Annotated in this window: 20 protein-coding genes and 1 pseudogene; 13 read left to right on the top strand and 8 right to left on the bottom strand. The window is 38.3% G+C overall.

What is annotated here, in order from left to right; translation table 11 throughout:
- Positions 1–121: 121 nt before the first annotated feature.
- A complete protein-coding gene (locus I5515_RS02120; RefSeq protein ID WP_199964525.1) occupies positions 122–985 on the top strand; it encodes a PhzF family phenazine biosynthesis protein in 864 nt (287 codons plus the stop codon).
- A gap of 59 nt (positions 986–1,044) precedes the next feature.
- Here the strand turns inward: I5515_RS02120 and I5515_RS02115 are convergent, their stop codons facing one another.
- Positions 1,045–1,824, bottom strand: coding sequence for a ferredoxin--NADP reductase (locus tag I5515_RS02115; protein WP_080027497.1), 780 nt, complete (start codon positions 1,822–1,824; stop codon positions 1,045–1,047).
- Between the two features lie 101 nt (positions 1,825–1,925).
- Here I5515_RS02115 and tsaA point away from each other — a divergent pair, with 101 nt between their 5' ends.
- On the top strand, positions 1,926–2,657 hold the full coding sequence (tsaA, locus tag I5515_RS02110; protein WP_199964524.1) for a tRNA (N6-threonylcarbamoyladenosine(37)-N6)-methyltransferase TrmO: 732 nt from the start codon (positions 1,926–1,928) through the stop codon (positions 2,655–2,657).
- Positions 2,658–2,665: 8 nt separating this feature from the next.
- Here the strand turns inward: tsaA and I5515_RS02105 are convergent, their stop codons facing one another.
- Positions 2,666–3,937 carry an MgtC/SapB family protein gene (locus I5515_RS02105; RefSeq protein ID WP_151826461.1) on the bottom strand — a complete coding sequence of 424 codons (1,272 nt, stop codon included), beginning with the start codon at positions 3,935–3,937 and terminating at the stop codon, positions 2,666–2,668.
- A 288-nt stretch (positions 3,938–4,225) separates the two neighbouring features.
- Here I5515_RS02105 and I5515_RS02100 point away from each other — a divergent pair, with 288 nt between their 5' ends.
- The 4 genes from I5515_RS02100 to I5515_RS02085 all read left to right on the top strand — a co-directional run bounded on the left by I5515_RS02100 (position 4,226) and on the right by I5515_RS02085 (position 8,522).
- Entirely contained in the window at positions 4,226–5,983 is a 1,758-nt protein-coding gene (locus I5515_RS02100; RefSeq protein ID WP_199964523.1) for a GspE/PulE family protein, read from the top strand.
- A 75-nt stretch (positions 5,984–6,058) separates the two neighbouring features.
- Complete coding sequence (locus I5515_RS02095; protein ID WP_199964522.1) at positions 6,059–6,418, top strand: NirD/YgiW/YdeI family stress tolerance protein; 360 nt, start codon at positions 6,059–6,061, stop codon at positions 6,416–6,418.
- Positions 6,419–6,522: 104 nt separating this feature from the next.
- Complete coding sequence (locus I5515_RS02090) at positions 6,523–7,185, top strand: response regulator transcription factor (protein ID WP_199964521.1); 663 nt, start codon at positions 6,523–6,525, stop codon at positions 7,183–7,185.
- Positions 7,182–8,522 (top strand): sensor histidine kinase, encoded by a 1,341-nt coding sequence (locus I5515_RS02085; RefSeq protein ID WP_199964520.1) that lies wholly within the window; start codon positions 7,182–7,184, stop codon positions 8,520–8,522. The genes I5515_RS02090 and I5515_RS02085 overlap by 4 nt, the downstream gene beginning before the upstream one ends.
- 72 nt (positions 8,523–8,594) lie before the next feature.
- Here the strand turns inward: I5515_RS02085 and hemP are convergent, their stop codons facing one another.
- On the bottom strand, positions 8,595–8,765 hold the full coding sequence (hemP, locus tag I5515_RS02080) for a hemin uptake protein HemP (protein ID WP_004643472.1): 171 nt from the start codon (positions 8,763–8,765) through the stop codon (positions 8,595–8,597).
- Positions 8,766–8,901: 136 nt separating this feature from the next.
- On the opposite strand from hemP, the gene I5515_RS02075 reads away from it, so the two are divergent.
- The gene (locus tag I5515_RS02075) at positions 8,902–9,801 is read left to right on the top strand and encodes an NUDIX domain-containing protein (protein ID WP_199964519.1); all 900 of its coding nucleotides are present in this window, start codon (positions 8,902–8,904) and stop codon (positions 9,799–9,801) included.
- Positions 9,802–9,826: 25 nt separating this feature from the next.
- Here I5515_RS02075 and I5515_RS02070 read toward each other — a convergent pair whose 3' ends face one another.
- Complete coding sequence (locus tag I5515_RS02070; RefSeq protein ID WP_199964518.1) at positions 9,827–10,378, bottom strand: tetratricopeptide repeat protein; 552 nt, start codon at positions 10,376–10,378, stop codon at positions 9,827–9,829.
- A 21-nt stretch (positions 10,379–10,399) separates the two neighbouring features.
- Positions 10,400–12,796: a penicillin-binding protein 1B gene (gene mrcB / locus I5515_RS02065; protein ID WP_199964517.1), complete on the bottom strand. Its 2,397-nt coding sequence runs from the start codon at positions 12,794–12,796 to the stop codon at positions 10,400–10,402.
- Positions 12,797–12,981: 185 nt separating this feature from the next.
- Here mrcB and I5515_RS02060 point away from each other — a divergent pair, with 185 nt between their 5' ends.
- The 3 genes from I5515_RS02060 to I5515_RS02050 all read left to right on the top strand — a co-directional run bounded on the left by I5515_RS02060 (position 12,982) and on the right by I5515_RS02050 (position 14,628).
- On the top strand, positions 12,982–13,890 hold the full coding sequence (locus I5515_RS02060) for an NAD(+) kinase (RefSeq protein ID WP_199964516.1): 909 nt from the start codon (positions 12,982–12,984) through the stop codon (positions 13,888–13,890).
- Complete coding sequence (locus I5515_RS02055) at positions 13,887–14,159, top strand: YeaC family protein (RefSeq protein ID WP_199964515.1); 273 nt, start codon at positions 13,887–13,889, stop codon at positions 14,157–14,159. Before I5515_RS02060 ends, I5515_RS02055 begins: the two co-directional genes overlap by 4 nt.
- Positions 14,160–14,220: 61 nt before the next feature.
- Positions 14,221–14,628 carry a hypothetical protein gene (locus I5515_RS02050; protein ID WP_199964514.1) on the top strand — a complete coding sequence of 136 codons (408 nt, stop codon included), beginning with the start codon at positions 14,221–14,223 and terminating at the stop codon, positions 14,626–14,628.
- 38 nt (positions 14,629–14,666) lie between these two features.
- Here the strand turns inward: I5515_RS02050 and I5515_RS02045 are convergent, their stop codons facing one another.
- Positions 14,667–15,662, bottom strand: a complete 996-nt coding sequence (locus I5515_RS02045) for a glycosyl transferase family protein (RefSeq protein WP_199964513.1) — start codon at positions 15,660–15,662, stop codon at positions 14,667–14,669.
- A 504-nt stretch (positions 15,663–16,166) separates the two neighbouring features.
- Between I5515_RS02045 and I5515_RS02040 the strand changes: the two genes are divergently transcribed.
- Positions 16,167–17,522 carry a dicarboxylate/amino acid:cation symporter gene (locus I5515_RS02040; protein ID WP_199964512.1) on the top strand — a complete coding sequence of 452 codons (1,356 nt, stop codon included), beginning with the start codon at positions 16,167–16,169 and terminating at the stop codon, positions 17,520–17,522.
- Positions 17,523–17,681: 159 nt separating this feature from the next.
- Complete coding sequence (locus I5515_RS02035; protein WP_199964511.1) at positions 17,682–18,827, top strand: acyl-CoA dehydrogenase family protein; 1,146 nt, start codon at positions 17,682–17,684, stop codon at positions 18,825–18,827.
- Positions 18,828–18,871: 44 nt separating this feature from the next.
- On the opposite strand, the gene I5515_RS02030 is transcribed toward I5515_RS02035, so the two are convergent.
- Both I5515_RS02030 and I5515_RS02025 read right to left on the bottom strand, forming a co-directional pair.
- Positions 18,872–19,498 (bottom strand): hypothetical protein, encoded by a 627-nt coding sequence (locus I5515_RS02030; RefSeq protein WP_199964510.1) that lies wholly within the window; start codon positions 19,496–19,498, stop codon positions 18,872–18,874.
- Positions 19,499–19,662: 164 nt separating this feature from the next.
- A pseudogene (locus I5515_RS02025) lies at positions 19,663–20,012 on the bottom strand (alpha/beta hydrolase-fold protein); the annotation flags it as partial.
- 185 nt (positions 20,013–20,197) lie between these two features.
- Between I5515_RS02025 and pheA the strand changes: the two are divergent.
- The gene (gene pheA / locus I5515_RS02020; protein WP_003650703.1) at positions 20,198–21,307 is read left to right on the top strand and encodes a prephenate dehydratase; all 1,110 of its coding nucleotides are present in this window, start codon (positions 20,198–20,200) and stop codon (positions 21,305–21,307) included.
- The last annotated feature ends 71 nt before the right edge of the window (positions 21,308–21,378 follow it).

Raw genomic sequence — 21,378 nt, 5'->3', positions numbered from 1 at the left:
GTGTCTATTATTTTTAATAAAAACTGATACTGTAACCATTAAAGATATCTCAGTAAGATCAAAAGCATGGTGAGGATTTAAAACCATAATTTTTAATATCAAAATGAGTAGGAGTGGGTCTATGTCCGTTGTAGCATTTAAACAAGTTGATGTTTTTACTTCACAAGCATTTAAGGGAAATCCTGTCGCGGTGATTATGGACGCTAGTACCTTAACATCTGAGCAAATGCAGGCGATTGCCAATTGGACCAATCTCTCTGAAACTACATTTGTACTGCCTACCACAGATTCGCAAGCCGATTATCAGGTTCGAATTTTTACTCCGCAAAATGAATTACCATTTGCAGGCCATCCTACAATCGGCACAGCCCATGCTTTACTTGAAGCTGGTCTAATTACTGCTAAAGAAGGAAAATTGGTACAGCAATGTGGTGCAGGTTTAGTTGCTCTTACGGTAAGTGAATTGAATCATATTTCCTTTGAACTACCACAACCTAAAATTACGCCATTAGATACGACACATACTCAAAAATTGGCAGATATTTTAAAATGTCAGATTGACACTCAATGGAATGCTGCATTGGTTGATGTTGGGGCGCGTTGGGTTGTATTACAAGCGGTTAATGCCGAAGCTGTTTTAGCGACTCAACCAGACTTCGCTGCTTTAAAACAACATGATTTAGAAATGAAAGTTGGTGGAGCGACGGTTTATGGTTTTTATGAAAATAATGATGAGCAAAAACATATAGAAGTTCGTTCATTTGCTCCTTCAATTGGAATAAATGAAGATCCAGTTTGTGGTAGTGGTAATGGTAGCGTAGCGTCTTTTATTCGTTACCATGGTATTTTGCCCGCACAAAATGATCAGGTGCTTTCTTCACAAGGTCGCGTTTTAGGACGTGACGGACAGCTTCAACTAAATTTATATCAAGATAAAATTTTAGTGGGTGGAAGCGCTGTTACCTGTATCGATGGTACGATATAACCTATAAAACAGATATAAAAAAACCGAGGTAAAGCCCTCGGTTTTTTAATTAGAAAAACTTATTTTTCTACGAAAGCACGTTCAATCACGTAGTCGCCCATTACACCCATACGAGGTGATTCAACTAAACCGTGTTGGTCAAGTAACGCAGCAACATCTTTCAAGAAAGCAGGGCTACCGCAAAGCATTGCGCGGTCAGTTTCACGGTTAAATCGTGGTAAACCAACTTTTTCGAATAAAGCACCAGTTTCAATTGCAGTTGTTACACGGCCTTGAGTGTGGAAAGGTTCACGAGTTACAGTAGGGTAGTAAACAAGTTTGTCTTTAATACCTAACTCTTCAAAGAACTCATGGTTTGGTAATTCGTTCAAGATAAGGTCTTGATAAGCTAATTCAGAAATATAACGTGTACCATGAACAACGATTACTTTTTCAAAACGTTCGTAAGTTTCTGGGTCACGAATAATTGATAAGAATGGTGCAAGGCCAGTACCAGAAGATAAAAGGTACAAGTTTTTACCCGGTAAAAGGTCATCATGAACCAATGTACCTGTCGGTTTTTTAGAAATTAAAATTTCATCGCCAACTTGTACTTTTTGCAAAATCGAAGTTAAAGGACCATCTTGTACTTTAATTGAGAAGAATTCTAACTCTTCTTCGTAGTTTGCACTTGCAATCGAATACGCACGCATTAACGGTTTGCCATTCACTTCAAGTCCGATCATTACGAACTGACCATTTTTAAAACGTAAGCTAGTGTCGCGTGTAGTTTTAAAACTGAAAAGGGTGTCATTCCAGTGGTGAACATGAGTAATGCGTTCGACGTTAAAAGCAGCCATTAAAGGTCTCGATCACGATTAAAAGAAAACAGATTGCTATTCTAATCTAAATTCATTCCCGATAAACTGAATATATTTAATTGTGTTTATAAGAAAAAGTGATGATCAATTCTGTCACCCTTCCCATAATCGGCCACATGTGCTCTCCATATCGAGAAAAATTCGGTATTCCACGCCAGCCTAATTTGGTAAATATCGAGTCATATATCGACATGGTAGAACCTTATAATGACTTGTTGGCTTTTGAGGGAATTGAACAATTTAGTCATCTCTGGCTAGTTTGGCAGTTTCATGACAATAAAAATCAGGGTAGTGCAGATAAATTCCGTCCGCAAGTTCGTCCTCCACGTTTAGGGGGTAATGAAAAAATTGGCGTATTTGCTACACGTAGCATGTATCGACCATCTCCAATTGGACTGTCAGTTGTAAAGCTGAATAAAGTGGAAAAAGTCGGTAAGTCAGTACGAGTGTATGTCACAGGAAGTGATTTATTAGATGGAACTCCAATTCTAGATATCAAACCCTATATTCAATATTCTGATGCGATTGCTGATGCACAAAGTGGTTATGCACATGCAGAACCAGAGCGTAAATCAGTCATTTGGTCTGAACCTGCTCTAAATGCTCAAAAATATTTTTTACAAAATAAAGAAATGAATGATCAATATCTTGATGAGCTTGAGCAGGTATTGGCTTTAGACCCTCGGCCTGCCTATCAAGAAGATCCAGACAGAATTTATAAAATGAAATTTTCAAGTTTCGATATTCATTTTAAAGTCGGTCAGATTGAAGTTACTGTAGTGGATATGGTCAAAGCTTCTGCTGTGCAATAAATTATACTTTAGAACCAATGGATGTTGAGCCAAAGTAAAGTAATGAATATAGCCATATGAATCAGCTGGGCGGGAACGAAAGCAAGAGCATAGGGTAGCCCGCCCGAAATTGCAGAGTTTATACTTTTGGCAATAGCATGCACTGCAAAGCCTCCCATAAAAGCAATTAATAAAGGGGACATATGAGCACTATCAGGTTCACCTTGTACAATTACCGCGATAATAGCCGCATGTATTTCAAATAAAGATGCGAGTAGGGTTCCCGCAATTAATCCGGCATCCCCTAAATATAAATTTAAGCCATAGACCCCCGACTGAATGATAGCGAGTGTTGCAGCAATAATAATGGCTTCTTTAAGACTAAACATTCTTGAATCTAATTCTGGAGTCGAAGTGCTAGGTTCGGCTTTTCGTAATAAAATGAAGGCCCAGACGGCTAAAACAACTAATGCAATAAGTGTAGGAAATATAATGAGCTTAAACCAAGCAAAGCTAATACCGATCACAATAATTAAAGTTTGAATAAGCGTTGAAACGCAAGACATCAGGGCTGCACCCGCGTTTGTTGTTGCATTTGCTCGACCAGAGCGTACTTCTAAACCTAAAGTGGCAATGGCCACTGTACTGGAAACAAAACCTGAAGCCAAAGAAGAAAGTAATAGCGCATTTTTAGAAGATAATAATCGTTTAGCAATATGAGCTAGTGCCTGTACAAATAAAATTAAAGTGAGCAATTTTAAAATAACATGAGGATTTAAAACTGGTCCCCAAAAGGGCTTATTCGGGACTAAAGGTAAAGCAATTAAAAGTAGGGCGAGTAGAAAAATTCCATCGCGTAATTCTGCTTCGGTAATCCACTGACTGGCGATACCATGCATAGACTGCTTAGCTATTAAGATAGCGGTCATGATGACTGCTAAACTTGCTGCCAATGAAATATTCCAAATACAGAGTGCTCCAATGAAATAAGTCATGATAAATGCAAGTTCGGTAGTAACGCCCGGATCATTTGGCTGGTTTTTGAGGGAAACGATGCTGATTGCACCGATGATTAAAGCTCCAACAATCCCAATTGAAATGCCGAATAAAAAACAGATCGCGCCTAATAAAGCACTAATTGCAAAAGATCTGAAACCAGCGAAAGTTTTATATTCGTGTTTGAGTTTACTGCGCTCTCGTTCTAAACCAATTAATAAGCCACAGCCAAGGGCAGCAGCAATTATAGTAATGAATTCCTCAAAGGATGCAGTTTGTAATGACATTGTCATTGGAAGTTCCATGTTACTTCCTCTTATGCTTATCGTTATATGTGGATTTTAATCATTTTAAAATCATGTGTTCGTTTCCAGTTTATGCTTTTTATTATAGTCAGCATAGTATCTTTTTTAGGCATAGCAACATACAAAATATTTTTATAAACATGACCTATGACGCAAAAAAATATCAAGTTGAGAATTGGTTTAATTATTTGAAGTTGAAGGATATTTAAATAATGGATTTAACGATTTTGGGGTGAGCTAAATCTAAAACATCTCTGCTATATTATGAAAATATATTGGGGATAACGCATGAATGCACATGTAGAAATAGATACCTATTGGTGTCTAGAACAACTATTACAAGAAGGCCGTATCACAGAACGAGATAAATTACTGGTACAGTCAAGCCACCGCCAAAAAGATCAGTTGAAGTGGCATCCTTTACAGTGGATTGCACATTTTAATTTAAAAGATCAGCAGCACACACAGGCCCATTTAAGTTTAAACCGTTTGTGTTTATGGTTTGCAGATCGGGTTCAGCTACCTTTATTTGTGATTGATCCTTTAAAAGCAGATGTGAGTGCTTTAACACAGGTAATGTCGCAAGAATTTGCCATTCGTAATCATATTTTAGCTGTTGAAATCCATGCCGATCGAATTGTGATTGGAACAGACCAGCCATTTCAAACAGATTGGCTCAATAATCTTGAACGAAGTCTAGCTCCTAAAAAAATTGAGCGGGTATTACTTAATCCCGAACAGTTGCAACGTTATTTACGAGAATATTATCAGGTCAGTCGAGCGGTAAACTCAGCTCAAAAAGATGCAGCTCATGATCGTGATAACAAAAATGTTGAGGCTCTTTTACAACTTGGGGATAGTCAAAATCCTGATGCCAATGATCAGCATATTGTGAAATTAGTCGACTGGATTTTACAGTTCGCTTTTGAACAAAGTGCCAGTGACATTCATATGGAACCGCGTAAGGACAATGGCAAAGTCAGGTTCCGTATCGATGGTGTTTTGCACACCATTTATAACATGCCTTCAAATACGCTAACCGCAGTGATTGCACGTATTAAGATTTTAGGACGTTTAAATGTCGCCGAAAAGCGCAAACCGCAAGATGGTCGATTAAAAACTCGGACACCAAAGGGCCAAGAAACAGAGCTACGTTTATCGACCTTGCCCACTGCATTTGGTGAAAAACTGGTTATGCGTATTTTCGATCCCGATGTCTTGGTACGTTCTTTTCATCAACTGGGTTTTGAAGAGAGCTTATTACAACAGTGGCAACAGTTAACAAAAAATAGCCATGGCATTATTTTAGTCACTGGTCCTACAGGTTCAGGTAAAACGACAACGCTATATTCTTCGTTAAAGCAGCTTGCAACAGATCAGGTCAATGTCTGTACCATTGAAGATCCAATTGAAATGTTAGAGCCTAGTTTTAACCAGATGCAGGTCAACAATGCAGTTGAATTAGGCTTTGCAGATGGTGTTCGTGCGCTCATGCGTCAAGACCCTGACATTATTATGATTGGGGAAATTCGTGATCAAGATACAGCGAATATGGCCATTCAGGCTGCATTAACAGGTCATTTGGTATTATCAACTTTACATACCAATGATGCGCCGTCTAGTTTGACTCGCTTGCATGATTTAGGCGTGCAACCATTCTTGACAGCAGCCACAATTTTGGGTGTTCTCGCACAGCGGTTAGTACGACAGCTTTGTCCCCATTGTAAACAACAAACTCATATTAATGAGGACGAATGGCAACATTTAACATTCGACTACATTATGGAAATGCCAGAAAGAGTGTATCAGGCAGTAGGGTGTGAACAATGTCGTCATACAGGTTATAAGGGACGAATCGGTATTTATGAATTTATGCCAGTAAGTCTTGAGCTGAAGCATCTTATCAGTAGCCATATGACATTAAATGATTTGAGAACACAAACTAAAAAAGAAGGTATAGAACCCTTAAGAATTGCGGGTGCTCGTAAAGTAATTGATGGCCTTACGACATTGGAAGAGGTATTACGAGTTGTGCCATTAAATTAAATTTTTCTTAAGATTCACCTCATTTATACATGATGAACTTATGTTATTCCAAGATGTGATTTTAAAGGTGGTTTGATGAAAATGCTTAAAGCAATGATCCTGACTACAGGTCTAACAGCCTCTGGTGTAGCTATGGCGAATACACCTGTGAATCAGTCAGCAATTGCTCCAGTATCTGTAACAACTATTAAGCATGTATTAACAGTGAAAGATAATACAACGGTAAAAGTACGTGGTCAGGTTGTAAAATCTTTAGGCGATGAAAAATACCAATTTCGTGATAAGACCGGTAGCATTACAATTGATGTAGATGATGAACTTTGGCAAGGTCATCCTATTTCACCAAGTACAAATGTGACTTTAATTGGTGAGGTAGATATCGACTATAAGCCTTTAAAACGTGTAGAAATTGATGTGAATCAAGTTCAGTTCTAAAGTTGGTCTCTAGTCTGCTACTTTTAGCCGCATTTAAATGATGCGGCTTTGCTTTTTTTATAAAGGCTTGGCAAGATCAAATCAGGATATAACAGGAAAAATAGATGAGAATTTTGCTTGCAGAAGATGATCGCTCTCAAGCTGAAAGTATTCAATCATGGTTAGAGTTAGACGGTTATCAGGTCGATTGGGTGGAAAGAGGGGATTATGCGCTTACAGCAATCGAACAGCATGACTATGGCTGTATTTTGCTTGATCGAGGACTGCCGCAATTAGCGGGCGAAAAAGTTTTAACAACGATCCGTCATAAACAAAAAAATGTTCCAGTTATTTTTATTACAGCCCGTGACAGTATTCATGACCGGGTAGAAGGACTAGATTTAGGTGCAAATGATTACTTGGTTAAACCTTTTAGTTTAGAAGAATTATCTGCGCGAATCCGCGCTCAACTACGCAAACAAACTTTGAGTCAGCAATCAATCTTAGTGTGGAGAAATCTGCAACTTGATACACAAGCGAAAGTTGTATTATGTGCTGGAAACTCTATTGATTTAACAGCAAAAGAATTCCAAATATTACGTAAGTTGATGGTGCGGCCTGAACATATTATTACAAGAGATCAATTAGAAGAGGCACTCTATGCATGGGGTGAGGAAATTGAAAGTAATGCAATAGAAGTATTTATTTATCAGCTGCGTAAAAAAATCGGAAGTAACTGTATTAAAACCATACGGGGGTTAGGTTACCGTATGGGAGATTTAAAATGAAATCGAATCGCTCATCCTTGCAGTCGCAACTGGTTAAAACCACGATGTGGAGTAGTATCGTGGTGGGGCTACTGGCTTTAAGCTTACTCACTATATTTTCTATTTATCACAACATGGCAGTGCAAGACGAAATCATGGATGAAATTTCAGATACCTTGCTTGTTTCAGATCTTTCAAAACATCCTATGAGACAATTTGATGAGCTGAGTGATGAATTTGATATCCAGTATGAATTATTAAATGCCGATCAATTACTTACTCATTCTGATACCTATCAGTATGAGCTTTTTGAACAAGGTAATTTGTCAAAAGGTTTTTCATATTTTTGGTTTGATGGCCAATTATGGAGAAGTCTTGCTGCCCAGCAAGTGGACTCACAGTTACATGTCGAAGTCTTTCAGCCCATTAGTACCCGTATTGAAGAGGTTTTTAAAGCGCTTGCAGGCTATAGTGCACTCATGGTGTTATTCTGGCTTTTACAATGGGCAATTGTACGTTGGTGTACCAAGCAGCAATTAGCTGCTCTAAACTTATTATCTAAACGTATTGCTCAAAAAACTGCATCAAATTTAGAACCTATTCAAGACCCAGATGTCATTACAGAAATTCAACCTGTTATAGATGCGATAAACCAGTTACTCGCAAGGCTGCAAAGGGCATTAGTAGCTGAACAGCGTTTTACCGCAGATGCTTCTCATGAGTTACGATCTCCATTATCTGCAATACAAATGCGTCTTCAGGTTTTACAACGTAAATATCAGCAAGTTCCAGAACTTCATCAGGACTTTGAGCGTATACAAGAAGATGTTTCAAAAAGTACAAAAATACTTGAAAACTTACTCCTTCTTGCCCGCTTGGAACCTAATGAAGCAGATCAGCCCGAACTTCCTAAAACTATTATCGATTTAAATTACTTATTAGCCCGAGTCATAGAAAGTGTGAATTTGGATGCGCAAGCTAAACAGATGCTGATAGAGACAAATACCTTATCAATAGAAACTAAAACGTTTGCGAATGAAGAATTACTCTTTATTGCGTTTAGAAATTTATTTGATAACGCCATTCGTTATAGCCCAGCTTTAGGCTCTATTCGTGTTGAGATTAGTCAGGATGAACAGCAAATTAAGGTTTCTATAGAAGATGCAGGAAATGGTGTAGACGATGAGGTGTTGCAACGTTTAGGGCAGCGTTTTTTTCGGGTATTAGGCACTCAGCAGCAAGGTTCAGGGTTAGGAATTTCGATTACACGAAAAATTATTGAATTGCATAATGGTGAATTACATTTTATGCATGCCGAACTGGGTGGTTTGAAGGTGGAGGCTAATCTTCCTTTATAAAAAATAGCATGGTTACCCATGCTATCCATTTTTTGTTTTCCCACGAATGTTATTGAAACGCGAGTGTATTTTTTATTTAGTTAAAATAAGACGATTATTACGAGTGAGGCGTAAACGATATTCCTCGCCAGCATGCATAATGCGGATTTCACGGCCTAATGCAAAGAGGTTATTAGAATGTAACATTGGTAAGGCATGAGCTGTTTCATTGTTACGGGTAAATAGGCTAAAAGGTGCGTTCATTTGTTGTGCTCCGTGGTATGTTCTTGAACGATTTAAATGATAATCATTATCGAATAGGTCTGTCAATGAGATTTTAAAAATTTTATAAAATGATAAAATTTGCTTACACTTGAGAAAAATTTTAGAGAGTAGAAAAATGCCCAAACCGATAGTCGATGTCGCTATAGCAATCTTGATCCATCGTGGAAAAATATTAGTTGGATGGCGTGGGGAGGAGCAGCATCAAGGTGGAAAGCATGAGTTTCCTGGTGGCAAAGTTGAGCAGCGTGAAACACCCGAAGAAGCTTGTCGCCGTGAAATCTATGAAGAAGTCGGTATCGGTTTAAAAGATTGGCATCAATTTGATTATATTCACCATGAGTATGATGACATTATTGTCAATTTACATTTATTCCATAGTTATGTGCCTGATGAACTATTAAATCTTATTCACCAACCATGGGTATGGTACACACGGGAACAGTTACTTCACTTAAACTTTCCAAAAGCGAATAAAGACATTATAAAACGACTCTCTTGGCCCCATCTCATCAAAATCAGCAATATGTTTGCATCGGTAGAAAGTAGTGATGCTTTATTGTATTGGCGTATAGAAGATGAATCTGAACAGCAATTTATAGAGCAATTAAGCACTTTACATGAAAATCAGTTATCAAATTTAATCATTAATATTGATATTTGGCAGCAGTTAAGTCCTGAGTTAAAAAAGCAGATTAAGACCGTTCATTTAAAACAATCTCAGCTCATGAATTTGCATAAGGGCGATTTAAAGGTCGGTTTACGATATATTGCAGCTTGTCACGATGCAGTTTCTTTAAAACAGGCTGAGCAGATTGGCTGTGATGCAGCTTTTATTAGTCCAGTAAAACCAACAGTAACTCATCCAGAAGCCGTGGCGTTAGGCTGGGAGCGTTTCGCTGATCTAGCTCAAAATAGCCAAATTCCAGTTTTTGCATTGGGAGGAGTGCATCCTAATGATTTAGCCACTGCACAGCAGCATGGCGCATATGGCTTAGCAGGCATTCGTAATTTCTAATAAGAAAATAAACAAGCATTAAAAGCTAGAGTGCTTTTAATGCTTGCTCAGCTTCTTGAATAGTTTTTTGATTATTACGTTGCTGTCCAGCTTTTAAAATAGTCAACCAAAGCTGCTTTTTCATTGCCTGACTTTGAGAAAAACTCAAACCACGTCGTGCCAAAGACTCAGCATTAGAATATTGCTGTTTATGATTTGCCGTAAGTGCAAGAAATAAATAAGTCTCAGCCGCTTGTGGTGCTAAACGCTGTGCTTGAAGCGCATAGCGTTCAGCTTCTGACCACTGCTGATTTTTGTAAGCCTGCTGTGTTTTTTGCATTAAGACTTTAAATGCAGGTAACTGACTTCCATCATCATTAAAGCGTTGGACCTTCTTTTGCTGTGGAATAATAACCTGTAAATTTTTGCGTTGAATTTCTGGATGCTCATAAGGTGTAATTTTTACACCTGATGGAGTTTCCGTATTTTTCTTCACAGGTGGAGTTGGTGTTTTCTCTTTGGACTCAGAATGATCAGGCAGAGTTGTACAACCGACCATAAGTACAGCACCAATATAAAAAACACCTTTCTTCAACATATCCTACTTTCCTGTTAACGCTTAGTTGTTATAACTACCACTTGAAATCACATGTGAGTTATTGGACAGATCTTGTTGCATCTGATTTTCACTATCACGAATATAGTTATCGGTATTATCCGGTTGAGAAGCTGGTGTTGTGTTATCACTTTGTGGCGTATATGTTGGATCAACTTGATAATAAGGCGCTGCACATGGCGTAGCACGATGTGGAACTGTATGCGTTAGCATTGGAATATACATAGCACCATCACAAGCCTGCGCAGATAAATCACCTGATGCACGATCAATCCACTGCCATTGTACGGTGTCTGGTTGACGTAAATTTACAGGGGTTTGGCGTAATTGCTTCATTACACTTGTCCACACAGGCAATGCCCCCGATGAACCAGTTAAACCAGTCACTTTATTATCATCTAAACCTAGCCATACCACAGCCACATGATTGCCTGAATAGCCTGCAAACCATGAGTCACGTGTATCGTTCGTCGTACCAGATTTACCTGCTAATTTTAAAGTTGGCGCTAAGCTGCTATATGCTGAACGGCCTGTACCTGAAGACATGACCTGTTGTAGACCATAATTCATGATATAGCCAACAGATGGATCAATCGTTTGTTGTACATTCAGACCGTAACGATCAAGCAAACGACCATTTGCATCTACAACAGAGCGAATTGCGCGAGTTGGATATTTGAAGCCGCCTGTAGCGAAGTTTTCGTAAATTCCAAGTACTTCCATTGGTGACATATTAACTGCACCGAGGAAAATAGAAGGGTAGGCCGGAATTGGTGATTCAACACCAAATTTTCTTAAATTATTGGTAAACGTAGATAAACCGAATTCTTGACCTAAACGTACAGCAGAAAGGTTATATGAATTTGCTAGTGCTTCACTCAAGCTTACAATGCCATGTCCACCACCACTATAGTTTTTCGGTGTCCAGCTTTTACCGCCGTCTACAGGAACACTAATCGGTGCATCTTCAATTTGGCTTGCCCAGTTATATCGTCCAGATTCAATAGCACTTAAATAAATCACGGGTTTCAATAAAGAACCGACTTGACGTTTCGCATCTAAAGCACGGTTAAAACCAGTAAAGTCTTGTGTAGAGCCAACTGCTGCAATTAACTCACCATTTTCAGGATGTGCAATCAGCACTGCACCTTGCAAGTTTTTCAAACGTGAAGGATTGCTACTAGTCAAACGATCTACAGAGGCTTTGAAAGCATCTTGAACTTGAGTCTGAGCAATTGGGTCCAGTGTTGTGAAAATACGCAAGCCTTGATTGGTTAAATCGCTTTCTTGATACTCTGTACGTAATTGACGACGTACAATATCTAAAAAGTCTGGGAATTTTGCAGGGCCTAAACTTGGTTTACTTAATACATTTAAAGGACGTGCAATTTCATTTTCATATTCGGCTTGAGTTAAATAACCCATCACAAGCATGTTATTTAACACGGTATCGCGGCGTTTTTTTGCACCTTCAGGGTTTTTCCAAGGGTTATATAAAGAAGGTCCTTGAACTAAACCCACTAAATAAGCTTGTTGTGCGACACTGAGTTCACGTAGCGGTAGACCGAAATAAAATTGTGAAGCTAGACCGTAACCATTAATTGAGTAGCTACCATTTTGGCCAAGATTCACTTCATTTAAATAGGCTTCCAAAATTTCATCTTTGCTGTAGTGCAACTCAATCAATAACGCCATTAATGCTTCATTAACTTTACGTTTTAATGTGCGTTCAGGTGTGAGATAGAAATTTTTAACTAATTGTTGGGTAAGGGTTGAACCGCCTTGTCGTCTTCCGCCTGTAACATTACTCACCAACGCACGGGCAGTACCACGAATTGAAATGCCATGATGATGGTAGAAGTTACGGTCTTCGGTAGAAATTAAAGCTTCAATGAGTGGTTTAGGAACACTATTGAGTTTAATGAGTACACGGTCTTCATTGTGCTGAGGATAAATTCCTCCAATGAGTAAGGGTTCTAGACGTGCTACCCCAGTTGAGGAGGGTTTAGTGCTTCGGACTTCGACAACCTGATCATTTGCAAAATTTAACTCTAATACTTGTTCTGGTTCAACACTATCACCATAGTCAAAACCACGGGTGTGAACATACATATTGCTGCCTTGAGCAACATAAGTACCAGATTTATCATAACTACTTGAAGTTTTATAACCCAGTAGCTTTAATTCTTGAGCGAAATTTGCTTGGCTAATAGGCGCGTTATTATAAATTTCCAAAGGACGTGCAAAGACTTTGGCAGGAATATCCCATCGCTGTCCTTCAAATTTTTCACGGATAATATTATCTAAACGAATCAGATAGATACTAAGAGCAATAAAAGCACCAATGACCAAAATGGAAAAGATTAGCGCAAAGAAACCGATACCACGTTCAAACTTCATAAAAATGAGATAAAACCCTAACAATGCCTATAATGATGCGATAGCTTGTCATCAATTTGCAATGATAAAACTGTGAATAAATGGAAAACTTATATTGAATTTTACAGTATCTTGTTGTTATGTTTTTTTAAATTAATCGGGTTAATGTTATTATAGGCGCGTATCGCAGCGGAGCTTACTCATTCGTGCAAATTTCACATAAGTCGTTCAGAAACGTCGGGTTAATAGGTCGACCAGATAAATCATCAGTTGTAGAAACATTATGTTTGATTCATGATCATTTGTTGAATTTAGGCTTAAACCCCATTTTTGATCAGGAAACTGCCGAATTAGTGCCCTATGATCATGCACAGGTAGTGAGCCGTCATTTATTAGGTGAAGTTGCTGATTTGGTGATTGTAGTTGGAGGCGATGGTTCGTTACTCCATGCCGCAAGGGCTTTGGTTCGTTACAATACGCCTGTTATTGGAATTAACCGTGGTCGTTTAGGTTTTTTAACCGATATCAAACCTTCTGAAGCTATTTTTAAACTCGATCAAGTGCTGCAAGGGCATTTCCAACTTGATCGCCGTTTCTTACTTGAAATGGAAGTGAGAACGAATGGTGAAGTCATTTATGATGCAATTGCTCTAAATGATGTGGTGCTGCATTCGGGTAAATCGGTACATATGATTGACTTTGAACTCAACATTGATGGTCAATATGTCTATCGCCAACATAGTGATGGTTTAATTGTTTCTACTCCAACCGGATCAACTGCTTATGCTTTATCTGGTGGCGGACCAATTTTACATCCAAGTATGGATGCCATTGCATTAGTTCCAATGCATCCCCACACATTATCATCACGCCCAATCGTAGTCGGCGGGCAAAGTGAAATTAAAATCGTCATTCGCAAAAATCGGGTATTACCGATGGTGAGTGCAGATGGGCAACATAGTGTATCGCTGAATGTTGGAGATAGTTTACACATCCGTAAACATCCATTTAAACTCAGTCTATTGCATCCACCAGGTTATGACTTTTACATGGCTTGCCGTACCAAACTTGGTTGGAACCAAGATTTTGAATCTTTTCAAAGAGATGAATCATGAATATTGAACAAATGCTATCTGTTTTAAATCCTGAGATTGTAGAGCGATTAAAAACAGCAGTAGAAATTGGTAAATGGCCAAACGGTGTTGTTTTAACGAAAGAGCAGCGTGAGACTTGCATGCAAGCTGTAATTGCTTGGGAGTTAAAGAACTTACCGGAAGAACAGCGTACTGGTTATATTGACCGTGGTAAGAAAGAAGAAGGTGAAGTTTGTGAAGATGATCATCACAAGCATGAACCAGAATTTAAACCGATTCGTTTTGTTTAATTTAAGAAGCTCAGTGATTACTGGGCTTTTTTATGTTTATCAAAATATAATAAAGAATCCTATGAAACGTTTAAAACCTGTTTACGTACTATTATTTCTCACATTGTTTAGTGGTGCTGCATTAGCGAAACAACCCATTGAATGTTTACTCAACGTGAAGGTTGTTGCGAGTCAGAAATACACTTCACCTCAAGCTGAATATACAAGTATAAAGAACGACGGTTATCCCATGTTATTGATTGGGATTCAGGTGCTAGAGTCGCAAACATTACGAAGCTCCCAAAAGATCAAAGCGCATCATTTATATTGTAAGACACTTATTGGTCAACAACGAGATGCTTATCTTTCGGGTTCCTACGATTCTAATAAGATTACAATCAAAATAGGTGATCACTTGAAACTAAGAAATATTCATTCTTCAGGTCAGGAATATCCATTTTGGCCAGATTTTTATTATGTTGAACCTTAAAACCAAGGCTATCTGATATAACCTTGGTCATTCGTATACTAGAAACGACTATTCCACAACGCTTTGGCTTTATCCATTGCATCATCATAGCTATTGACTACACCCATGGCATACAGCGCGATTCCCATGGTTTCAACGACCGCCATTTCACCATATTCATGGTGCTGTTGGCCTAACCATACAGCTTTAAAAGTTGCTAAATCTAGTTCTTCTTCAGTTGGACTACGTTCAGGCGTAAGCTTCGGTAACTCATGCTCATAAAGTTCACCGTTTTTAATACCGCAAATTAACGTTTTTGCATCTGGATTTCGCTCAAACTCACCGCCTTCACCCTTAATGACTGCACTATTCTGATAGCCTAAGCGCAGTGCACTATGTTGATGAGAGGTTCTGTAGGCAGGGTGGAATATCGCTTGCAAGGTGGCCTTAGCATTAAAAGGATTAATTAAGCGGGCTAAAGTATGAATAGGTGAGCGTAGGCCCATTACATTTCTTAAAGAAATTAGTTCACTTAAAACCGGTGAAATCACTTCTAGTGGTAAGTAGGCAAAATTTTGCTCTGCTAGATGTGTACGAATTTCTTGTTCTGAATGACAAATTGGGTAATCGAGATATTCTAAAACCTGCTCGGTATAGACGCGGTTAAGCGTATGGCCTGAAGCACCATGCATAACGATTTTATAACCATGTTGGGCAAGGGTAAGAGCTGCTAATAAAAACCATGGGTAATGTTTACGTTTTCCAGCATAAGATGACCAGTCTAAATCGACATCTAAAGGCTTAAAATTAAGTTGATCGCGAGTGGCTTGCACGAATCCTGCGAGTTCATCAATAGATTCTTCTTTAACCCGAAGCAACATTAAAAAAGCGCCTAGCTGTACATCTAACACTTCACCTTTCAAAATCATGGTAAATGCCTGATAAGCTTCTTCATAGCTTAAAGAGCGGGAACCACTTTTTCCTTTCCCTAAAATACGGACATATTGAGCAAAAGGGTGTTCAGCATCTTTATAGATATTACGTTTAGTATTCATCATCGTTCAAAAGCAATAAAAATGTGGGATGTAGGCAGCTCAAAATGAAATGTCCACAAGTGTTTAATCAATATGACATAAAAAACTGCTGAAAAAATGTCAAAAGTGTTTCTTATACTAAAGTCTTAGGGTTGCCTGAGTGTTTTTTATGCGTATTAGCCAAAAAATTAACCGAATTGTTATTTAATTCGAGTAAACTTTCTTGTGCTTTTTTGAGCACTCATATCATAATTTTCTGTGATTCTCCTATATCTTCAGCTTTTTATTAAAAAAGTAAGAGGTTATTTCTAACTACTCAAAGTGGTTAGAAACTTCAGGTATTCTCCTGTTTTAGAAAACAACTTTTTTTGTTTTCATTGAGGTAGTAGGAAGGTTTTTTGTTTACAAAGAACCGTTTCCCTTTTGCGGTGTTCATGTGAAAGGTTAGGGCTGTGTATTCGTAAAGAATAGACGTTTCATTTTGGTATTTCCAACGGACTTGGAAATATAGATTGAAGTAAAGTTATGGCTAAAAAACCGATTTATAAATCACTTTATTTTCAAGTGATTATTGCGATTATTGCGGGTGTTTTGGTAGGGCATTTTTCCCCAAGCACAACGCAAATTGTCAATGGTGTCGAACAACATATCCCAGGTTTAGGTGAGCAACTCAAGCCATTAGGTGATGCCTTTATTCGTTTGATCAAGATGATCATCGCCCCCGTTATTTTCTGTACCGTGGTCAGCGGTATTGCTGGCATGGAAAGCATGAAGTCAGTCGGAAAAACTGGCGGCGTCGCGTTGTTATATTTTGAAGTTGTTTCAACAATTGCACTTCTGATTGGCCTTGTTGTAATTAACATTGCCAAACCGGGTGTAGGGATGAACATTGACCCTACAACTCTAGACACTTCGGGCATTCAAAAATACGTCAGTTCTGGTGAGTCACAATCTACCATTGATTTCTTAATGCACATCATCCCTGATACGGTTGTTGGTGCATTTGCAAATGGTGAAATCTTACAAGTCCTTCTTTTTGCAATTCTCTTTGGTTTCGCTTTACATAAGTTAGGTGATGCGGGACGCCCAGTTCTAAAATTCATTGATCAAGTTGCACATGTGTTCTTTAACATTGTGAACATGGTCATGAAACTGGCTCCGATTGGTGCATTTGGTGCAATGGCCTTTACCATTGGTAAATATGGCGTTGGTTCACTCGTACAGTTAGGGCAATTAATTCTCTGTTTCTATATTACGTGTCTACTCTTTATCTTCCTGATATTAGGAACGATTAGCCGTATGAGTGGATTTAGTATCTTGAAGATGATCCGCCTGATTCGCGAAGAGCTGTTAATTGTACTTGGTACATCTTCTTCTGAATCTGTTCTACCTCGTATGTTGCGTAAACTTGAAATTGCAGGTTGTGAAAAATCAGTCGTCGGTTTGGTTATTCCAACAGGTTATTCATTTAACCTTGATGGAACGTCAATTTATTTGACCATGGCTGCAATCTTTATTGCTCAGGCAACCAATACGCAGCTTGATATTCAACATCAGATCACTTTGTTATTAGTGCTCTTAATTTCATCTAAGGGTGCGGCAGGTGTAACTGGCTCTGGCTTTATTGTTATGGCAGCAACTTTATCTGCTGTAGGACATATTCCAGTTGCAGGTTTGGCATTGATTTTAGGTATTGACCGTTTCATGTCTGAAGCTCGCGCATTAACCAACCTTGTTGGTAACTCATTAGCAACAATTGTGGTTGCAAAATGGGTCGGTGCTTTAGATAAAGATAAGCTCAATGATGCTTTAAATAATCCAGAAGAAGTGGATAGAAAAATGCTTGAGCAGAAAAGTATAACTGCTGAAGCATCTCACTAAAAATAAATATTCATAAAAAGGAAGCTCAGGCTTCCTTTTTTATTCGCTGACTGAAAAGTACAGTATTAATGAGTAGCTAAGCCATGACAGTTGTGAAAAAAATGATTAGCATGCACAGCAATGAGATTCGATAAAACAATAAAGCTGAAGGAAAATATTATGTTGGCATACGATGCAGATTTAGAATTATTCCGTGATAATTTTAAACGTTTTATGAATGAGCATATTGCTCCACATTACGACCAATGGGAACGTGAAGGAATTATGCCACGTTCAGTCTGGAATCAACTGGGCGAAAATGGCTTTTTATGTGTAGATGTTCCTGAAGAATATGGTGGTTACGGTGTTCCTACGCACTATTCATTAATGTTAGTAGAAGAGTCTGCACGTGCTGGTTTTTGTGCATTATCAACAGCTATTTCTTGTCACTCTGAAATTGCTGCGCCGTATATTTTACATATTGCGTCAGAAGAGCAAAAACAATATTGGTTACCGAAAATGGTAACAGGTGAAGTTGTTGGTGCGATCGGTATGACTGAACCAGGAGCAGGTTCGGATTTACAGTCAATGCGTACCAGTGCCATTTTGCAAGACGACCATTATTTATTAAATGGTTCAAAAACATTTATTTCAAATGGACAGCATGCTGATCTTGTTGTACTCGCAGTTAAAACTGATCCTCAAGCCCGTGCTAAAGGTGTGTCGTTATTATTGGCAGATACTCATTTGGAAGGCTTTAAAAAGGGAACCAATCTCGACAAAATTGGTTTACATTCTCAAGATACCTCGGAGCTGTTTTTTGATAATGTGAAAGTACCTAAAAACCAGTTGCTCGGTCAAGCAGGGCAAGGTTTTGCATATTTAATGCAAGAATTACCACGAGAGCGTACTGCAATTGCGGCTACTGCACTTGGAGCAATCCGTGGAGCAATTGACTTGACAACAACTTATGTCAAAGAACGTCAAGCATTTGGTCAACCAATTTCACAGTTCCAAAATACACGTTTTGTTTTAGCGCAAGCGAAAATTGATGAACTGGCAACAGCCGCTTTTTATGACAAAAATCTAGCTTTATATCAAGAAGGCAAACTGGATGTTGAAACAGCTGCCGCATTGAAAAGTTTCAGTAGTGATATGCAAATGAAAGTGGCAGATAATTTACTGCAACTGTTTGGTGGTTATGGCTATATGACAGAATATCCAATTTCACGTTTCTTTGTAGATGCCCGTATTCAACGTATTTACGGTGGAACAAATGAAATTATGAAAGAAATCGTAGCACGTGGATTAATTGGTAAAGCCTAATTAAAGAGGTCTAAAAAAGTCTGCCTTCGAGCAGGCTTTTTTAGTTACTTTGTAGGTCGATGAATTATAGGATAGTTTTCTTGTCTTGGTAATTGCTGTAATGCATGATTGATCTTTCTTAAAAACTCGTCGGCTTCACCTTGACGGAATGAGTCTTCAGTGTATTCACTACGTTTTTGAATAACGACACCACAACCAGTTATTTCCATATTTTTAGGATTAAATGACCAGTCATTTGGATTCTTTAAGTTAATGTTTAAATCACTTTCACAGCTTTTCCATAAACGTGAAAACTCATTTGATAATTCTGTTTTAAATCCTCGTGCTGGATAGACCGAGAAGCCTTTCATTTCAGGATTAGAAAACTGTGTGAACCTGTCTACTGGTATACCACCCCAAATAATTGCTGTATTTGCTGGTAAAGAGATATCTGTTAGATTTTTCTCTTTTAAGGCATCTGTTTGCTCAAATTTCTGCCTGAAATGTTGCGACTGATAGGTCAGCTTGGTTTGGGGTGGGATAGGAATACCACGAACTTGATTACTGGCAGTCGTCATATAGTACGGAGAATTATCAGTACCATTGCATCCTGCAATGATTGGGCAACCGCCACATGCTGTTAGATTGAAACCTATAAAGCCTAGTAAGCTTAAAACAATAATTTTATTCATTCTATTTTACTGTTGTTATGACACCTTTAGGCAGTATAACTAATCTATGCATTGAGACGAGGGTTCTCTCTAAAATAACCAATGTGCTCATTTAAAAATTTGAGTATGTTTTTATTCAGCTATTTGCTGCACTCGCTCATCAAATAAAGATTTACGGCTTTCTAGGTTTTTTGCTGAGGATAACCAACAGCGACAATCATGAGTGGGTCTAGTCCTAATTTTGTAGAACCTGCACCAATCGTTTGAGCAATATATTGGCGGCACTCGGAAATGTAGCATTCCCATCTAATATATAAAGTACTGGATAACCGTATTGTGGTGGTGCAACAGGCGGTTTATAAATTTGAATAAGATAATCATGACCCGTATTTTTAGATTTGAGTTGGAATTGTGCTTGGTTGTTATCTAGAAGGATTTTTGATTAATTTGGTGGATAAGTCTGAGCCAAAACAGAACAACTTATTAAAGAACTCAGAAGAAAAATGTAAGGAAAAAAGAAAAATGATTTATGCATAATAATAGGAAGTTTAAATTATATTATAAATCACAAATGAAAATCATTATCAAATAAAGTGATCTGAGGAATTCGACTAAGATGGTTTAATGAAAAAAGCCAATACAGCCATATTGCCTAACAAATCAAAGCAGACTATTGTTATACTCTCGTTTAAAAGATGATTTTGCTGAGGCTGCCTTCCAATGATCAACGATGATCAAAACAAAACGACTTCTCTTAGTTTAGAACAAATTCGCGAAGATATTGATAGCGTAGATCAACAGATTCAAGAATTATTAAATCGCCGCGCAAGCCTTGCTGAAGCTGTTGCAAAAGCTAAATTTGCTTCCGAAGAGAATCCTTTGTTTTATCGTCCTGAACGTGAAGCGCAGGTCTTACGTAAAGTTATGGAGCGTAACCAAGGTCCTTTGTCTGATGTAACCATGGCGCGTTTGTTCCGTGAAATTATGTCTGCTTGCCTTGCTTTAGAAGCGCCGCAAAGTATTGCATTTTTAGGGCCAGAAGGTACTTTTACTCAATCTGCTGTGCTTAAGCATTTTGGTAAAGATGCGGTTGTACGCCCACTTCCAACGATTGATGAAGTCTTCCGTGAAGTGGAAGCAGGTAGTGCACATTACGGTGTGGTTCCAGTTGAAAACTCATCTGAAGGTGTTGTAAACCATACCTTAGATTGCTTTAAAACATCGAATTTAAATGTGATTGGTGAAGTTGAATTACGTATTCATCATCAATTTCTTGTTTCTGAAAATACACGTAAAGACAGTATTAAGCAGATTTATGCGCATCAGCAAACTTTGGCCCAATGTCGCCAATGGTTAGACGCGCATTATCCGGGTGTTGAGCGTGTTGCTTTAAACTCAAATGCAGAAGCTGCGCGCCGTATTCGCAATGAATGGCATTCGGCAGCCATTGCATCTGATATTGCAGCGGGCATGTATAACCTTGAAATCTTACATAGCAATATTGAAGATAATCCGGAAAATACCACACGTTTCTTAGTGATTGGCCGTGAAAAAATTCCACAAAGCGGTAATGACAAAACATCATTATTGATTTCAGCGCATGACCGTGCAGGTGCTTTATTAGAGATTTTAGCGCCATTCGCAAAACATAATATTAGCTTAACAAGTATTGAAACTCGTCCAGCATTACCTGAAAAGTGGGCATACGTATTCTTTATCGATTTAGAAGGTCATATCGAACAAGAGAATGTTGCTGCTGCGATTAATGATATTCGTCCAATGGTGAAAGAGATCCGTATTTTAGGTTCTTATCCTGCGGCTGTTCTGTAATTACTTATGTTGGAATAATGACATGCATCAAGATGGGCATGTCATTATGCTTAAAAACAAATTGTTCAATG

This window comes from Acinetobacter calcoaceticus (assembly GCF_016508255.1).
GTDB classification, from domain to species: Bacteria; Pseudomonadota; Gammaproteobacteria; order Pseudomonadales; family Moraxellaceae; genus Acinetobacter; species Acinetobacter calcoaceticus_E.
Note: the sequence above shows the minus strand (reverse complement) of the source record. Positions and strands in the feature narration are given on the sequence as shown.

Excerpts from the sequence above, each read along its gene's own strand:
- I5515_RS02105 (WP_151826461.1), bottom strand. The coding sequence starts at position 3,937 with ATGGAACTTCCAATGACAATGTCATTACAAACTGCATCCTTTGAGGAA.
- I5515_RS02090 (WP_199964521.1), top strand. The coding sequence starts at position 6,523 with ATGAGAATTTTGCTTGCAGAAGATGATCGCTCTCAAGCTGAAAGTATT.
- mrcB (WP_199964517.1), bottom strand. The coding sequence starts at position 12,796 with ATGAAGTTTGAACGTGGTATCGGTTTCTTTGCGCTAATCTTTTCCATT.
- I5515_RS02040 (WP_199964512.1), top strand. The coding sequence starts at position 16,167 with ATGGCTAAAAAACCGATTTATAAATCACTTTATTTTCAAGTGATTATT.
- I5515_RS02085 (WP_199964520.1), top strand. The coding sequence starts at position 7,182 with ATGAAATCGAATCGCTCATCCTTGCAGTCGCAACTGGTTAAAACCACG.
- I5515_RS02095 (WP_199964522.1), top strand. The coding sequence starts at position 6,059 with ATGAAAATGCTTAAAGCAATGATCCTGACTACAGGTCTAACAGCCTCT.
- I5515_RS02115 (WP_080027497.1), bottom strand. The coding sequence starts at position 1,824 with ATGGCTGCTTTTAACGTCGAACGCATTACTCATGTTCACCACTGGAAT.
- I5515_RS02120 (WP_199964525.1), top strand. The coding sequence starts at position 122 with ATGTCCGTTGTAGCATTTAAACAAGTTGATGTTTTTACTTCACAAGCA.
- I5515_RS02075 (WP_199964519.1), top strand. The coding sequence starts at position 8,902 with ATGCCCAAACCGATAGTCGATGTCGCTATAGCAATCTTGATCCATCGT.
- tsaA (WP_199964524.1), top strand. The coding sequence starts at position 1,926 with ATGATCAATTCTGTCACCCTTCCCATAATCGGCCACATGTGCTCTCCA.
- I5515_RS02050 (WP_199964514.1), top strand. The coding sequence starts at position 14,221 with ATGAAACGTTTAAAACCTGTTTACGTACTATTATTTCTCACATTGTTT.
- I5515_RS02070 (WP_199964518.1), bottom strand. The coding sequence starts at position 10,378 with ATGTTGAAGAAAGGTGTTTTTTATATTGGTGCTGTACTTATGGTCGGT.
- I5515_RS02055 (WP_199964515.1), top strand. The coding sequence starts at position 13,887 with ATGAATATTGAACAAATGCTATCTGTTTTAAATCCTGAGATTGTAGAG.
- pheA (WP_003650703.1), top strand. The coding sequence starts at position 20,198 with ATGATCAACGATGATCAAAACAAAACGACTTCTCTTAGTTTAGAACAA.
- I5515_RS02045 (WP_199964513.1), bottom strand. The coding sequence starts at position 15,662 with ATGAATACTAAACGTAATATCTATAAAGATGCTGAACACCCTTTTGCT.
- I5515_RS02030 (WP_199964510.1), bottom strand. The coding sequence starts at position 19,498 with ATGAATAAAATTATTGTTTTAAGCTTACTAGGCTTTATAGGTTTCAAT.
- hemP (WP_004643472.1), bottom strand. The coding sequence starts at position 8,765 with ATGAACGCACCTTTTAGCCTATTTACCCGTAACAATGAAACAGCTCAT.
- I5515_RS02035 (WP_199964511.1), top strand. The coding sequence starts at position 17,682 with ATGTTGGCATACGATGCAGATTTAGAATTATTCCGTGATAATTTTAAA.
- I5515_RS02100 (WP_199964523.1), top strand. The coding sequence starts at position 4,226 with ATGAATGCACATGTAGAAATAGATACCTATTGGTGTCTAGAACAACTA.